Source organism: Corynebacterium urealyticum DSM 7109 (genome assembly GCF_000069945.1).
Lineage (GTDB): Bacteria > Actinomycetota > Actinomycetes > Mycobacteriales > Mycobacteriaceae > Corynebacterium > Corynebacterium urealyticum.
In genome coordinates, this window is the sequence record NC_010545.1 from 304,919 (window position 1) to 319,285 (window position 14,367).

General features: G+C 67.6%; 10 protein-coding genes. 4 read left to right on the forward strand and 6 right to left on the reverse strand.

Going from position 1 to position 14,367, the window contains the following annotated elements; genetic code table 11:
* The first annotated feature begins 25 nt into the window (after positions 1 to 25).
* Complete coding sequence (locus CU_RS01240; RefSeq protein WP_012359513.1) at positions 26 to 2,014, forward strand: FAD/NAD(P)-binding protein; 1,989 nt, start codon at positions 26 to 28, stop codon at positions 2,012 to 2,014.
* Positions 2,015 to 2,144: 130 nt separating this feature from the next.
* Here CU_RS01240 and CU_RS01245 read toward each other — a convergent pair whose 3' ends face one another.
* From CU_RS01245 to CU_RS01260, 4 genes are read right to left on the reverse strand one after another with little or no spacing between them, the layout of a single operon-like run.
* Positions 2,145 to 3,881: a dipeptide ABC transporter ATP-binding protein gene (locus tag CU_RS01245; protein ID WP_012359514.1), complete on the reverse strand. Its 1,737-nt coding sequence runs from the start codon at positions 3,879 to 3,881 to the stop codon at positions 2,145 to 2,147.
* The gene (locus tag CU_RS01250) at positions 3,878 to 4,786 is read right to left on the reverse strand and encodes an ABC transporter permease (protein WP_012359515.1); all 909 of its coding nucleotides are present in this window, start codon (positions 4,784 to 4,786) and stop codon (positions 3,878 to 3,880) included. Before CU_RS01250 ends, CU_RS01245 begins: the two co-directional genes overlap by 4 nt.
* A 3-nt stretch (positions 4,787 to 4,789) precedes the next feature.
* The gene (locus CU_RS01255; protein ID WP_012359516.1) at positions 4,790 to 5,767 is read right to left on the reverse strand and encodes an ABC transporter permease; all 978 of its coding nucleotides are present in this window, start codon (positions 5,765 to 5,767) and stop codon (positions 4,790 to 4,792) included.
* Complete coding sequence (locus CU_RS01260) at positions 5,764 to 7,458, reverse strand: TIGR04028 family ABC transporter substrate-binding protein (RefSeq protein WP_012359517.1); 1,695 nt, start codon at positions 7,456 to 7,458, stop codon at positions 5,764 to 5,766. The genes CU_RS01255 and CU_RS01260 overlap by 4 nt, the downstream gene beginning before the upstream one ends.
* 113 nt (positions 7,459 to 7,571) lie before the next feature.
* On the opposite strand from CU_RS01260, the gene CU_RS01265 reads away from it, so the two are divergent.
* Positions 7,572 to 9,728 carry an FAD/NAD(P)-binding protein gene (locus CU_RS01265; protein ID WP_041628555.1) on the forward strand — a complete coding sequence of 719 codons (2,157 nt, stop codon included), beginning with the start codon at positions 7,572 to 7,574 and terminating at the stop codon, positions 9,726 to 9,728.
* On the opposite strand, the gene CU_RS01270 is transcribed toward CU_RS01265, so the two are convergent.
* Complete coding sequence (locus CU_RS01270; protein ID WP_012359519.1) at positions 9,725 to 11,071, reverse strand: AMP-binding protein; 1,347 nt, start codon at positions 11,069 to 11,071, stop codon at positions 9,725 to 9,727. The two genes, CU_RS01265 and CU_RS01270, sit on opposite strands and share 4 nt — an antisense overlap.
* 74 nt (positions 11,072 to 11,145) lie before the next feature.
* On the opposite strand from CU_RS01270, the gene CU_RS01275 reads away from it, so the two are divergent.
* On the forward strand, positions 11,146 to 12,087 hold the full coding sequence (locus CU_RS01275; protein WP_012359520.1) for an RluA family pseudouridine synthase: 942 nt from the start codon (positions 11,146 to 11,148) through the stop codon (positions 12,085 to 12,087).
* Between the two features lie 19 nt (positions 12,088 to 12,106).
* On the opposite strand, the gene CU_RS01280 is transcribed toward CU_RS01275, so the two are convergent.
* Positions 12,107 to 13,063 (reverse strand): 1,4-dihydroxy-2-naphthoyl-CoA synthase, encoded by a 957-nt coding sequence (locus CU_RS01280; RefSeq protein WP_041628443.1) that lies wholly within the window; start codon positions 13,061 to 13,063, stop codon positions 12,107 to 12,109.
* Positions 13,064 to 13,108: 45 nt separating this feature from the next.
* Here CU_RS01280 and CU_RS01285 point away from each other — a divergent pair, with 45 nt between their 5' ends.
* Positions 13,109 to 14,281 carry an o-succinylbenzoate synthase gene (locus tag CU_RS01285; protein WP_012359521.1) on the forward strand — a complete coding sequence of 391 codons (1,173 nt, stop codon included), beginning with the start codon at positions 13,109 to 13,111 and terminating at the stop codon, positions 14,279 to 14,281.
* Positions 14,282 to 14,367 lie beyond the last annotated feature (86 nt).

Consider the following 14,367-nt stretch of genomic DNA (forward strand, 5'->3'; position numbering starts at 1 on the left):
CTGGACAGTCCGTAGGGTGGGGAACATGAGCAGTATTGAGCGCAGGATCGCGATTATCGGGGCCGGGCCGCGGGGGATTTCCGTGCTGGAGCGGATCGTGGCCACCTACCGGGAGCTGGCGGAGCAGGGGGCGGCACCCGAGCGCCTGGCCGTGGCCGTGGTGGACGACGTCCAGCCCGGTGCGGGACGCATCTGGCGCACCGACCAGTACTTCGACCTGTGCATGAACACGCTGGCCGACGCGGTGACCCTGTTCCCGGAGCCTGGCTCCAGCGTGGCATCCCCGGTTCTCGAAGGCCCGACCATGTACGAGTGGATCATGCTGCTCCGCGGCGAGGAGCTGGGCGAGCAGCGCGACCCGCGTGGGGTGAAGGTGGAGCTGTTTTCCCGCCACCCGGTCCAGCCCCTGGACCACCGGGCACAGGACATCGAGCAGACCGAACCGAATACGCACCCGCCGCGGGGCCTGTACGGCGAGTACCTGCGCTGGGTCTTCTCCGCGGTGCTGGGCATGGTTCCGGAGGCCATCGAGGTGACGGTGCACCGCTCGAAGGCGGTGGGGATCGAAGCGGCGGCAGACGGCACGGACACCATCGAACTTGCGGACGGCACCCGCCTGCGCGCACACGCGACCGTGCTCGCGCTGGGCTGGCTGGATACTGAGCTGGCCCCGGAGGAGCAGGAGCTCGCGGCAGCCGCGGCCAAGCACGAGCAGCTGGAGTGGATTGCGCCTAATAACCCGGCTGATCAGGAATTCTCCGCCATCCCCAGCTGGGCGGAATCCGGCCAGGAGATCCTGATCCGGGGCTTGGGCATGGGATTTTTCGACGCCATGTCCATGCTCACGGTCGGCCGTGGCGGGGCCTTCATTCCGGACGCCACCGCGCCGGCAGGATTGCGCTATCAACCTTCGGGCCGGGAACCGCGGATCCTGGCGATGGCGGGACGCGGCTACCCACATCAGCCCCGCCCGGAGTTTTCGGGCATGCCGCCGCGCGCGGAGCTACGCCGCCTCGACGAGGCGATCGCCCAGCTCGATACTCCGCTGGACCCCAATAGCCTGGACTTCGGGGAAACGCTGTGGCCAGCACTGCTGCGCGACGCACAAGAGGCCTACTACCGGGTTCTGCTGGCGGCCGAACCTGACGTCCTAAAAAAGGTCGGTGAGATCATCGACGACCCGGCCACCGACCCGCTGAACATGCACGAGGACACCCGCCTGGACGGGCTGGTGGACCCGGAAAAACGATTCAACATCCCCTGGGAGAACAACCCGGTCTCTCATCTGGAGGACAAGGCGGAGGAAGCGGGCGAGGAGTTGACCATCGACTCCTTTACCCGGACCCTGTTCGACCACCTCCTTGCAGACTGGCAGGAGGCGCAGCGCGGCGAAAAGTCCCCGGTGAAGATGGGGCTCTTCAGCTTCGGCGCGGCGATGAAACGGATCGCCCTGGTCGACGAGCCGGGGCGGTTTACGCAGGCGTCCCGCGAGGAGGAATACGCGTTTTTCGGCAGCATCGCCCAGATGGTGAGCGTCGGCCCGCCCGCCTTCCGCACCGCCGAGCTGCTCGCTCTCATCGACGCTGGGCTGGTGCGCTTCCTTGGCGCGAAACCGGAGCTCACCGTGGACGAGGAGACCCCGGCGTTTCGGGTCCGTTCCGCGACGACGGGGGAGGAAGTGTGCGCGTCTGTGCTGATCGAGGCGCTGATCCATGACCCGGATGTGCGGCACACGGCCTGCCCGCTGAGCAGGCAGTTGCTGGCACAGTCCCGGATGCGGGCTTGGGCCTGGGGCGATGGCTCCCTGTCTGGCGCCCCGGAGGTGGACCGGGAAACGGGCCTGCTTATTGGCCAGTCGGGTCAGCGCGACCCCCGGGTGCACATGCTGGGTGTGCCGTTGCGGGAGGTTCGGGCCGATATGACCAACTCGCCGAAGGTGGGGGAGGACCCGGTGATTTTCCAAGAGACGGACGCCGCTGCCCGTTCTGCGCTGCGGATCGCCGCGTCCCACTAGAACTGGGGCGGATTACGCTGCCTCGCTAGGGCTTAGGCAGCCCGTTGTCCCGCTAGAGCTTGGGCAGCCCGTTGTCCCGCTAGGGGTCCGCGGTGGGAGGCGGACGGGAGGGTCGCCAGCGTCCGCGACCCTAAAGCCCCAGGTTGAACACGCCCTCGCGGTAACGCTGGCCCGGGATGGCCCGCAGCAGCTCCCGGGTGAACTCGTGCTCCGGATCGTAGAAGATCTCCTCAGTGAAGCCCAGCTCCACCTGGCGGCCCTTGCTCATCACGCTGACCGTGTCGCTGATCTCCCGGACGACGGCCAGGTCGTGGGAGATGAACAGGTATGTCAGGTCCAGTTCCTCTTGCAGCTCGTTGAGCAGCTCCAGGATGCGGGCCTGGACGGTGACGTCCAGCGCGGATACGGCCTCGTCGAGAACCAACAGCTCTGGCTCCAGGACCAGCGCGCGGGCGATGGCCACGCGCTGGCGCTGCCCGCCGGAGAGCTCACCGGCACGCCGGTTGGCCAGTGCCTCGGGGAGGCTGACCTGATCCAAGACCTCGGTGACCTTTGCGCGGATCTGTGTCCGCGTCAGCGAGCTGAGGTTTCGCAGCGGCTCGGCGATCGCCGAACCGATGGACTGGCGCGGGTCCAGCGAGCCATAGGGGTTTTGGTAGACCATCTGCAGCCGACGGCGCAGCTGGCGCGGGTCCTTCGCCGCGAGATCGTTGATGGCAGCGCCCTCGAGGTAGGCGGCGCCCGTGCTGGGCTCCTCGAAGGCGCAGATCATGCGGGCGAGGGTGGATTTGCCGGAACCCGATTGCCCGACGATCGCGTGCGTGGTGCCGCGGGCGACGGAGAAGCTCACCCCATCGACTGCGGTGAATGCTTCTTGGCCGCGCGCGGGCTGGAACTGCTTGCTCATCGAGCTGACGCGCAGCAGCGGGGGAGTGGACTCCTCGGAGTCGCGTGCCGCCGGGGTAGCGGGGGTCTTCTCTTCGGGGTTCACCTCGCCGCCAGGAGCGTCGGCCGCCGGGGCACTGGCTGCCTTATGCTTCCGGGCGCGCTCCGGTTGGCGCACCGGGTTGGTGAGGCCAGGCGCATCATCGAGCAGCCGACGGGTGTAGGGATGCCGCGGATCGCCGAGGATGCGACCGGTGAGCCCGGCCTCCTTGACCTGGCCGGACTGCATAACCACCAGCTCGTCGGCCCGGTCGCTGGCCACGGCGAGGTCGTGCGTGATGAGCAGCACGCCGATGCCGCGGTCTTCCCGCAGTTGGTCGATGAGGTCCAGGATTGTCTGCTGCACCGTTACGTCCAACGCACTGGTGGGCTCGTCGGCGATGATGAGGTCCGGTTCGGTGGCCAGCGCGGCGGCGATGAGGGCCCGCTGCCGCATACCGCCGGAGAGCTCGTGCGGATACTGGTCATAACGCAGCTCGGGATTATCGATGCCCACGGCATCCAGGAGCTCGATGACGGTTGCCCGGCGTTCCTGTTTGCTGGGGTTGCCGAGGGCCTGGCGGTGAATGCGCAGCACCTCACCAACCGATTCGCCGATGGTTTTCACGGGGTTCAGCGAGGTTCCGGGGTCCTGCGGGATGAGCCCGATCTTCAGGCCGCGGACGCCGCGCCACTGCTGCTGCGTGATGCGGTTCAGGTCCTGGCCGTTGAGCTCGATTTTTCCGGACGCCGCCGCGTTGGCAGGCAGCAGCCCCATCGTCGCCATGGCGGAGGTGGATTTTCCGGAACCGGATTCTCCCACGATGGCGGTGACCCGCCCGGGAGCGACGGAGAAGGATACGTCCGTCACCGCGTGCACGGGGCCGTGGGCGGAGTTGTACGTGACCGCGAGGTCGGTGACCTTCAGCAATGGGGTGGTCATGAGCGGGCTCCTTCCCGGTCGCGGAGGACCGTGCTGAGGTGGTTGGTCGCCAGGACGACGAGGACGATGGCCAGGCCCGGCAGGACGGTCAGCCACCAGGACGTGGCGATGAAGTCCCGGCCCTCGGCGATGATCAGGCCCCACTCTGGCGTCGGCGGCGGGGCGCCGTAGCCCAGGAAGCTCAGGGTGGACAGCTGCAGGATGGCGCTGCCGAACTGGAGGGCCGCCAGCGCGAGCACCGGGGTCAGCGAGTTCGGCAGGACGTGCCGCCACAGCACGGAGGCGCGGGTGCCGCCGGAGGCGTAGGCGGCCTCGACATAATCGGAGGACGCCACGCCCAGCACCTCGGAGCGGGCGAGGCGGGCGAACATCGCGACGTTGGTGATACCCACGGCGATGGCGGCGTTGATGGATCCGTAACCCAGCACGATGATCACCGAGAGGCTGAGCAACAGGGCCGGGATGGCGAGCAGAACGTCCACGATGCGCATGATCAGCGTGTCCACCCAGCTGCCCTTGCGGCCGTCTGTTCCGGAGCCGCGCCGGGCGCGGGAGGAGCCGGCGATCACACCGAGCAGGGTGCCGATGATCATGCCGAGCAGAACTGCGACGAGCGCCCCGAGCAGGGACTGCCGGGTGCCCCACACCACGCGGGTGTAGAGGTCGCGGCCGACGGCGTCGGTGCCGAACCAGTGCTCGGTGCTGGGCGGCAGAAGTGGGGCGGTGCTACCCGAGTTCACGGGGTCGCCCGAGGCGAACAGCCCTGGCACGAACGCCCAGGCCAGCGCGATGACAACGATGAGCCCAGAGACGACCGCGCCCCAACCCGCCTTCTGCGGGCGGGGGAGGGACCGGCCGGTCAGCCGGGAGCGCAGCGAGGACCTCGAGGTGAGTTTGGTGGTCATGGTTTAGCCCCTCCCATTCGTTGTGGCGGGTTGTGCGCTCCGGCTGCGCAGTCGGGGGTCGAGCACCGGGTACAGCAGATCGACGGCCAGGTTGACCAGCACGTAGACCGCGGCACTGATGACGACCACGGCCATGAGCACCGGGGTATCGCGGTTGGATACGGCGTCCACGGTCATCGCGCCGATGCCAGCGCGGCTGAACACGGCCTCGGTGACCACGGCGCCGCCGATGAGCTCACCGAAGGTCAGCCCGGCGATGGTCAGTGCGGGAAGCATCGCGTTGCGCAGGACATTGCGCCACAGCACCCAGTGGTGGCTGGCCCCACGGGCCCGCACCACGGTGACGAAGGGCTGGGCCGAGGCGTCCTGAATCCCGCGGAGCAACACTTGGGCCATCGGCGCGGACAGCGGCAGGGCGATCGCGATGGCGGGCAGGATGATCGACTGGGTCGGGGAGGCGTCGATGACGGGGATCCACCCCAGCGTGAAGCTGAACATCTGGATCAGGATGATGCCCAGCCAGAACGCGGGCAGCGCGACCAGCAGGGAGGGCACGCTCGCCAGAGCGTTAGCCAGCCAGCGGCTGACACGGTTGCTGCGGCCCGGGGCGGCGAGCGTGGCGAGGACTAGGGCGATCACGCTGGCGAGTAGAAAAGCCACGAGCGCCAGGGCGAGCGTGTTGGGCAGGGCAGCGCCCAGGGCGCTGGTCACGGACTCGCCGTTCATCAGGGAGTTGCCGAAGTCCCCGCGCAGCGCGCCGGTCAGGGAGTTGATGTAGCGCACGAGGATGGGCTCGTCGGCGCCGTATACGTCGCGCATCTGTTGGATCTGCGCCGGGGAAAGCCCGAGTTCGGGGTCGGCGTAGCGGGTGGCTACGGCATCCCCGGGCAGCGCGGTGAGCAGGATAAACGCGAGGGTGAAGGTGGCCCACAGGACGAGGATCGCCTGGCCGATGCGGGCGAGGATTTGGCGACCGGTCATGGCTGGGCCTCCTTCCGGGTCAGGTAGAACCAGGGTCGGCCGATGCTCTCGGCGCGGAAGCCGTGGACGTGTGGGTGCACGCCGAAGACCTGTGGTTCCTCGAAGAAGGGCAGGACGTAGGCGTTATCGGTCAGATGCTTCTGCACCGCCTTGGATGCTTCGGCGCGCTCGGCCTCAGTGGGGGACTGGGCGACGTCGAGCAGGAGCTGCTGAAGTTTCTCATCGCCGATGGACTCGTCGGGGTGCATGTTCAGCAGCGCGTTGCGGTTGTCGGAGTAGTACTGGCTTTTAATGACGTCGTAGTCGGCGCGGCCCACCATCGTGAGGTTGAGCTGCACCTGGTTCTCGTCCGTCTGGGCTGCCTTTTGGGCAGCGACGTCGCCGGGGTGCAGCTGCGCGTCGATGCCGACGGCACGCAGTTGTTGCTGCAGCATCGTGACGACCTCCCGGGTGCGGGGTTGCTGTGGGGCGTCGTTGACGACGAGGCGCAGGCGCTTGCCGTCCTTGGTGCGGATGCCGTCGTGCCCGACGGTCCAGCCGGCCTCGTCGAGGAGCGCGCGAGCCTTATCCGGGTTGAACTCGTAGGCGCCCTTCTGTTCCTCGTAGCCCTGCGCGGTGCGCGCGAGGGTAGAGGTGGCCAGCGGGTAGGAGTCGGAGAACAGGGTGCGCAGGATCTTCTCGCGGTCCACGCCGGCGATGATCGCCTGGCGCACCCGGATGTCCTGCAGCAGCGGGTGGCGGAAGCGGAAGGCCAGGCCGTTGTTCACGCCGTTGGTCGGTGCTGCGTGGATGTTGATTCCGGCCTTGGCGAGGTGCTTTTCTTCCGGGGCCTCGATTTGGCGGGCGATGTCCGCCTGCCCGGCCTTGAGTCCACCGACGCGGACGCTGTCCTCCTTGGCGACAACGACGCGAACGGTGTCCAGCTCCGGACGCCCGGTGTTCAGGCCGCGCTCGGCGAAGACCGGTGGCGCCCAGTCGTAGTCCTCCCGCGCGCTCAAGGTCAGTTCGCGGTTCCGCTTCTCGCCGGTGATGACGAAGGGACCGGAGCCAATGACCTTGCGGGCCGAACCAGGGGCGAAACCCTCGTCCGTCATCTCCAGGGAGGCGTTGGCCAGCAGCCCGGCGTTGATGGAGCTGGCAGCCTGGGGGAAGCCGGGCTCGGGCTCGCTGAAGTGGAAGCGGACGGTGGAATCGTCGATAACCTCGCCACGCTCGTAGGAGCTGATCTGTTCGGAGGCGGTGAGCTTGTTGTCCGTGTTCCCGAGGCCGAAGAGGTCGAAGTTCTTGACGACGTTCTCCGCGTCCAGCGGGGTGCCGTCGGAGTAGGTGACCCCGTCGCGCAGGTGGAAGGTGAACTCAGTGGCGTCCTCGTTGACCTCCGGCAGGTCGGTGGCGATCCACGGGTGGAGCTCGAGGGTGTCCGGGTCCTGCCACAGCAGCCGGTCGGTGATGTTGTTGACGACCCCGCCGTTGGGGTAGAAGCCCGCGGTCGGTGGGTAGAGGTTGTTGAAGGGGAGGGAATCGAGGTAGGTCAGCTCGGCGGGGTTGTCCTCGGAACCACCGGCGCTGCTGCAGGCGGTGAGTCCGCCAACACCGAGGACGACGGCGGTGAGCAGGGTGATCACCGATCTGATGGGGCGCCGGGTGTGGCGTCTGAATGTGCCCTGGGTGCGGGGCAAGCCGGGGGACATAAGGATTCCCTCCTATGGATAAAAATGAACAGATCTGTCTATAAAGGGTGAGGGTAAGGGTACCACGGAAAAACTCTCACGATAAGATGGCCTACATGACCAGCCCAAGGACCATGACCGATTCAACGCCCACCATCGCGATCATCGGAGGTGGCCCGCGAGGTATTTCCATCCTGGAGCGCCTCGCCGCCGATTACCGCCAGCTCGATCCGAGTAAAACCCCCAATCACCTGGATATTCATGTGATTGACGAGGTGCAGCCGGGGGAGGGGAAGGTCTGGCGCACCGACCAGACCAAGACTCTGTGCATGAACACTCTGGCCGATGCGGTCACCCTCTTCACCGAGCCTGGAGCTACCGTCACCGCGCCCGTGGTGGAGGGGCCGACCATGCACGAGTGGATCATGCTCATTCGCGGCGAAGAGCTCGGGTTGGAGCGGGATCCGCGCGGAAAAAAGACAGATCTGTTCACTCGCCTTCCGCTGAGCGTCGCAGGTGAGCGCGACGCGCTGACCTCGGATAACGATGGGGGTCAGGCCGCCGAGCATCTGTCGGCGGGGGCGGCAGAGGCCGGAGAACCCGCCCCCACCGTGGGTACGGGGTGGTCCCTGGCTGACTACACCGCGGAGATCGCCGATACCCGGCCCGAGTCGCACCCCAGCCGTGCCCTCTACGGCGAATATCTGCGTTGGGTCTTCAATGTGGTGCTGGGCTTGCTCCCTGAGGGGATTTCGGTGCATCAGCACCTCGCCCGCGCCACTGAGATCGAGGAGGTGCCCGCGGGTTCCGCAATCGGGGCAGGCGCCGGGAACGGCGACGCCGAAAGCCAATCAGCCCGCGACCGCATCACACTGGACAACGGCACCACGATCCTCGCGGACGCCACCGTGCTCGCCATCGGCTGGGCCGACACCACCCCCGATGCGATGGAGAGCTTCACCGCATCCGCCGTGGACATGCACCCAGCCCTCACCTGGGTTCGCCCCGGCAACCCCGCCGACCAGCAGATCAGCCAGATCCCCAGCTGGGGGGAATCCCAGGAGGAGGTGCTGGTCCGCGGCCTGGGCATGGGCTTCTTCGACCTCATGGCCATGCTCACCATCGACCGCGGTGGGCGCTTCATTCCGGACGCCGAGGCCCGCTCGGGTCTGCACTACGAGCCCTCTGGCCACGAGCCGAAGCTCGTGGTTTCCTCCCACCACGGCTACCCGTATCAGCCGAAGCCGGTCTTCGGCTCCCTGCCGCCAGCGGCCTGGCTGCCCCGCTTCAAGGCCGCCGTCGCGGAGCTGGATCTTCCACAGATCCCGGCGAACAGCCTGGACTTCGGCGAGACCCTGTGGCCGGCGATCCTGCGGGACGCACAAGAGGCCTACTACCGGGTCCTGCTGGCGGCCGAACCTGACGTCCTAAAAAAGGTCGGTGAGATCATCGACGACCCGGACACCGACCCGTGGCGACTGCACGAGGACGTGCGCCTGGACGGGTTGGTGGCACAGGAAAACCGCTTCGATCTGCCGTATCACTCAGACCCCGTCGCGCGTTTCGCGGAGCAGGCCGGGGAGGCGGGCCAGAGCATCGACGAGCTCACCGCGCGCATTGCCGATGGCTTGGCCGCGGACCTCACCGAGGCACAGTCCGCGCGCGATTCGGCGGTGAAGATGGGCCTGCAGGTCATTGGCTCGGCCCGCAAGCCGGCTGCCGTCGTGGACGAGCCCAGCCGGTTCACCACTGAGTCTCGCCGGGGTGCCTATGCGGAGCTCAAGCGTGTGGGCCAGATGGTGGGCTCCGGGCCGCCGGCCTTCCGCACCGCCGAGCTGCTGTGCCTGGTGGACGCCGGTTACGTTCGCTTCCTGGGCGCGCACCCGACGATGGTGATCGACCCCGAAACGCCCGCGTTCGTCATGACCTCCCCGGTGACCCGGGAGGAGCCAGTGGAGTCCCGCACCCTGGTGGATGCGTGGCTGCACAAGCCGGACGTGCGCAGCACCGCCGATCCGCTGAGCCAGCAACTCAAGGATGCCGGCCGCATGCGCACCTGGCTGCGTGGTGATGGCTCTACCTCCCGTGCCCCGGAGGTCGAGCTGGCGACGAGCCGCTTGATCCGCGAGGACGGGCAGGTTGACCCGCGCGTGCACATGGTTGGCATCCCGCTGCAGGACATGCGCGCGGATATGACGATTTCCCCCATGCCGCGCACCGACCCGCTGATGCTGCAGGAGACGGACGGTGCGGCCGTCTCCGCGCTGCGGGTGGTGGCGGAAAACCGCTAGTTCGCGGCGACGGCCTGGCGGGCGAGCTCCGCGATCGCGATGCGATCCAGCTTGCCCGGGCCGGTCTTCGGCAGATCCGCGACAGCGAAGGCGCGGCGCGGGATGAGGTAATCCGCGCAACCGGCCTCCCGCATAGAGGCGCGCACGGCGTCGGTGACCTCCACCGGCTCGCCGGAAACCTGGGCACCAGCGGTGCGCAGCACAGCGACCACGGCCTCGCCCCAGTGCTCGTCGGAAACCCCAGAGACACAGACCTCGGAGACCGCCTCGCCGTCCACAACAGCGTGGGAGCGGGTGGCGTTCTCCGACTGCTCCGGCAGAACCTTCACGCCACCGGTGTTGATCGCACCGTCGGCGCGTCCCAGCACGCGCAGCGTCTCCCCGTCCAGGGCGCCGATGTCGCTGGTGCGGTAGACCCCGAGCTCGGGGAAGCAGTCCTCGTCCTCGTTGCGGTAACCACGGGCGACCATCGGGCCTTCCAGGACGATGCGACCGGCACCGTTGGCGTCCGCGTCCTCGATGCGCACGGTCGCGCCCGGCAGAGCCTGGCCGTCGTAGACCATCCCGCCGCTGGTCTCGCTGGAACCGTAGGTCAGGACGTAGTTCACGCCGGCCTCGTCCAGCTGCTGGCGGGCCTTATCGCCTAGCGCCGCACCACCAATGAGAACAGCGCCGAAGAGCTTCAGCGCCTCGATGCCTTCCTCGGACTCCAGCAGGGAGTGCACCTGCGGCGGGACCAGCGAAGTGTGCAGATCCTCGTGCGGGAAGCGCTTCTTCAACGCGGCGGCATCGGCTGCGAAACCGGACACGCTAAAGCCCGTGCCCTCGATCAGCGCGGTGGTGGCGACCGGGGTGAAACCGGCCATCATGCCACGCAGAATCACCTGCAGGCCCGCGATGTGGTGGGCCGGCAACGCCAGCAGCCACGGGCCAGGCTCTACCTTTAGCTTCTTGCGCAGCACCTGCTCGGTGGCGCGGGCAGAGGAGCGCAGATTCGCGGCGGAGAGCAGCGCGCCCTTCGGGGTGCCCGTGGAGCCGGACGTGGTGGCCACGAGGGTGCCGGCCTCGACCGGCTCGCCTGCCCGCATGACCTTCTTCAGTTCCTCGCTGGCGCCCGCGTCCGGGGAGTCGGTGGCGGGGACCGGCAGGATCGAGCTGCGACCGTCCAGCACCTGCGAGAGCATGCCGCGCGCGGCCTTGAGGTTTGTCGCGGAGACCTCAAAGGCCTCGAGCGTTGCCATGCCGGTGCCGTCGTCGATCTTCGCGGGGTAAATGAACTTCGAGTGTCCGTCCCCGCGGTCGCCGAAGCGGCCTAGTTCTTGCGTCTCATTATTAGTACTCACCTGTCCGACTCTACTTGGCTGCGTGGTGGGGGTGTCTCCCGCCCGATCTGCTACAGATAGAGCCCAGAGCCACCATGAAGCATTCCGAACCTCAGACCCTGATCGTGAGCGACTCCCAGGCGGATCGTCGCCTGGACAAATACATCCGTTCGCAGGTCAAGGGCGTGCCCGCCACGGTGCTGTTCCGCATGATGCGCACCAAGCAGATCACGGTCAACGGTGCGAAGTGCAAGCCCGACCAGCGCACTGTCGCGGGCGATAAGGTCCACCTGCCCGCCCTCGAGGTCGCTGAGGCGAAGCCGAAGCCCGCGGGAGATCGTAAGGCCGCGGAGCAGCTGGCCCGCAGGCTGTCCCGGCACATTGTTTTTGAGGACGATGATCTGCTCATCGTGAATAAGCCCGCCAACATCGCTGTGCACGTGGGCAGTGGAGTCAAGGCCGGGGTGATCGAGGCGCTGCGCGTGTTGCGGCCGGAGGATAAGGAGCTGGAGCTGGCGCACCGGCTGGACAAGGAGACCTCTGGCCTGCTGATCGTGGCGAAGAATTCGAAGATGCTGCGCCACTTGCAGTCCCTGCTGCGCGAGGGTGGGGAGGATATCCAGCGCTATTACCTGGCGGTAGCCGGTGGCGTCCTGAAAAAGTCAGGCAAGCAGGCGCGACGGATTGATGCTCCGCTGCGGAAGACGGGGGCGGCCACGGTGGTGGATCGCCGCGCCGGGCAGCAGGCGGAGACGAAGCTGTGGGTGAAGAAGCCCTGGGGGCGTGCGGGAACTCTCGTGGAGGTGCAGCTGCTGACGGGCCGGAAGCACCAGATCCGCGTGCACCTGCAGCACTTGGGCCACCCGATCATCGGGGATTCCCGCTACGGGGATAAGGCCGCGAACCAGGCGGCCGCGGAGAAAGGCGTGCGGATGCTGATGCTGCACGCCTCCCGACTGGTGATCCCGCTGCCGAGTGGCGAGGAGCTGGATGTGCAGGCCCCGATGCCCCCGGCGTGGAATAAGCTGCGCGGCTAGCGCCGACCGGCCACAAGATCTAGTAGTAGTACGGGAACTCGTCCCAGTTCGGCTCGCGCTTCTCCAGGAAGGAGTCGCGCCCCTCCACGGCCTCGTCGGTCATGTAGGCCAGGCGGGTGGCCTCACCAGCGAAAACCTGCTGGCCCATCAGGCCATCGTCGGTCAGGTTGAAAGCGAACTTCAGCATGCGCTGCGCCGTCGGGGACTTCGTGTTGATCTTCCGCGCCCACTCGATCGCGGTGGTCTCCAGGTCGGCGTGGTCCACCACGCGGTTTACAGCACCCATCTGGTGCATCGTCTCGGCGTCGATGGCCTCGCCGAGGAAGAAGATCTCGCGCGCGAACTTCTGGCCCACCTGCTTCGCCAAGTACGCGGAACCATAACCAGCGTCGAAGGAGCCCACGTCCGCGTCCGTCTGCTTGAACTTCGCGTGCTCGCGGGAAGCCAGGGTCAGGTCGCAGACCACGTGCAGGCTGTGCCCGCCACCGGCGGCCCAGCCGTTGACCAGGCAGATCACGACCTTCGGCATGGTGCGGATCAGCCGCTGAACCTCCAGGATGTGCAGACGACCGCCCTCGACCTTCGCGCGGGCCTCGTCCACGCCCTCGGCACCAGCGGCGGCGACGTCCGAATCGTGGCTGGTGGCGTACTGATAACCGGAACGGCCGCGGATGCGCTGGTCACCGCCGGAGCAGAATGCCCAGCCACCGTCCTTCGGGGACGGGCCGTTTCCGGTCAGCAGGATGGTGCCGACGTCCGGGGTGCGGCGCGCGTGGTCGAGCGCGCGGTATAGCTCGTCGACGGTGTGCGGGCGGAAGGCATTGCGCACCTCCGGCCGGTCGAAGGCGATGCGGACGATGCCGTTGGCGCGGCCCTCGCCGGTGTGGCGGTGGTAGGTGATGTCGGTGAAGTCGAATCCCTCAACCTCGCGCCAGGCGGTCGGGTCGAAGATCTCGGAAACCTTATTTTCGCTCATGCCTGCCCATATTAGGTGTCCGGCCGCTCGCCTAGGGTGGGTGGCGTGAATATCACTCAGCAGCAGCTCGACCAGTTCCTTCGTCACGCCCGCGAGCACGCGCACGTGGTGGCCCTGCCGATGCGCACGCGCTTCCGCGGCATCGATACCCGCGAGGCGATGCTCGTTCCCACCCCTGGCGGGTGGGTGGAGTTCGCGCCCTTCCTGGAATACGGTCCCGCGGAGTCTTCCCGCTGGTTGCGCAGTGGGGTGGTCCATTCGCTTCTTTTGGACGACGACGCCACCGCCCGGCCGCAGGGTGCTAACGCGGATCATGCCGCGCTGCAGGTCCCGGCGGGGGTGGGGGTGTCGGTGAACGCCACGATGCCCGCGGTGGATGCGCAGGCGAATCCGCAGCAGGTGGGGGAACTGATGGCCCGTTACCCGGGGTGCACGACTGTGAAGGTGAAGGTCGCTGAGCCAGCCGTTCTGCGGGAACAGGGCTTTGAGGCCTCGATGGCCCAGGATGTGGCGCGCGTGCGTGCCGTGCGGGCCTGGTTCGCCGAGCAGGGCGTGGACCGGCCCCGGATCCGGGTGGATGCGAATGCAGGCTGGTCGGTGGATCAGGCGCTGGCGGTGATTACGCAGTTGGCGGCAGAGGACGTGGCGGGCGAGTGCCTGGACTACGTGGAGCAACCCTGCGCCACGGTGGCCGAACTTGCGGAGCTGCGGCAGCGGCTGGCCGATGAGGGGATCGCGCCGGGCGGATCCCCGGTGCGGATCGCGGCCGATGAGCTGATCCGCAAGGCATCGGATCCGCTGGCTGTGGTGGAGGCCGGGGCCTGCGATGTGGCCGTGGTGAAGGTCGCCCCGCTGGGCGGCATCGACCAGGTCGTGAAGGTGGCGCGCCAGGTGGCGGCCCACGGGGTGAGCCTGACGCTCAGCTCCGCGCTGGATACCGCGGTGGGTATTGGCGCGGGTCTGCAGGCTGCTGCCCTGGTGGCTCAGGTGGGCAACGACGCCGGGGTGTTCGGCCAGGCTGGGCCGAATGCTGCGGGGTTGGCGACGGGCTCGCTATTCACCGCGGACGTGGGAGCCCGGGAGATTGCCGATGGTGCGATGCTCACCGGCGCGACCCAGCCGGATCCGGAAGTGTTGGAGCGCTACGCGGTGGACGCGGAGCGTCGGCAGTGGTGGGTTCGCAGGATGGAGGCTGCAGCCGCCGAGCTGGGATCGTGACGCCCGCTAGGGGAGCATCCCAAAACAACTAGAAACAACTTTGAAACAACCACCGGAGGCTTCGTGACCTGGGGGAATAATAAGAT

Coding starts and splice junctions, on each gene's coding strand:
- CU_RS01245 (WP_012359514.1), bottom strand. CDS start 3,881: ATGACCACCCCATTGCTGAAGGTCACCGACCTCGCGGTCACGTACAAC.
- CU_RS01275 (WP_012359520.1), top strand. CDS start 11,146: ATGAAGCATTCCGAACCTCAGACCCTGATCGTGAGCGACTCCCAGGCG.
- CU_RS01240 (WP_012359513.1), top strand. CDS start 26: ATGAGCAGTATTGAGCGCAGGATCGCGATTATCGGGGCCGGGCCGCGG.
- CU_RS01280 (WP_041628443.1), bottom strand. CDS start 13,063: ATGAGCGAAAATAAGGTTTCCGAGATCTTCGACCCGACCGCCTGGCGC.
- CU_RS01250 (WP_012359515.1), bottom strand. CDS start 4,786: ATGACCACCAAACTCACCTCGAGGTCCTCGCTGCGCTCCCGGCTGACC.
- CU_RS01255 (WP_012359516.1), bottom strand. CDS start 5,767: ATGACCGGTCGCCAAATCCTCGCCCGCATCGGCCAGGCGATCCTCGTC.
- CU_RS01265 (WP_041628555.1), top strand. CDS start 7,572: ATGACCGATTCAACGCCCACCATCGCGATCATCGGAGGTGGCCCGCGA.
- CU_RS01260 (WP_012359517.1), bottom strand. CDS start 7,458: ATGTCCCCCGGCTTGCCCCGCACCCAGGGCACATTCAGACGCCACACC.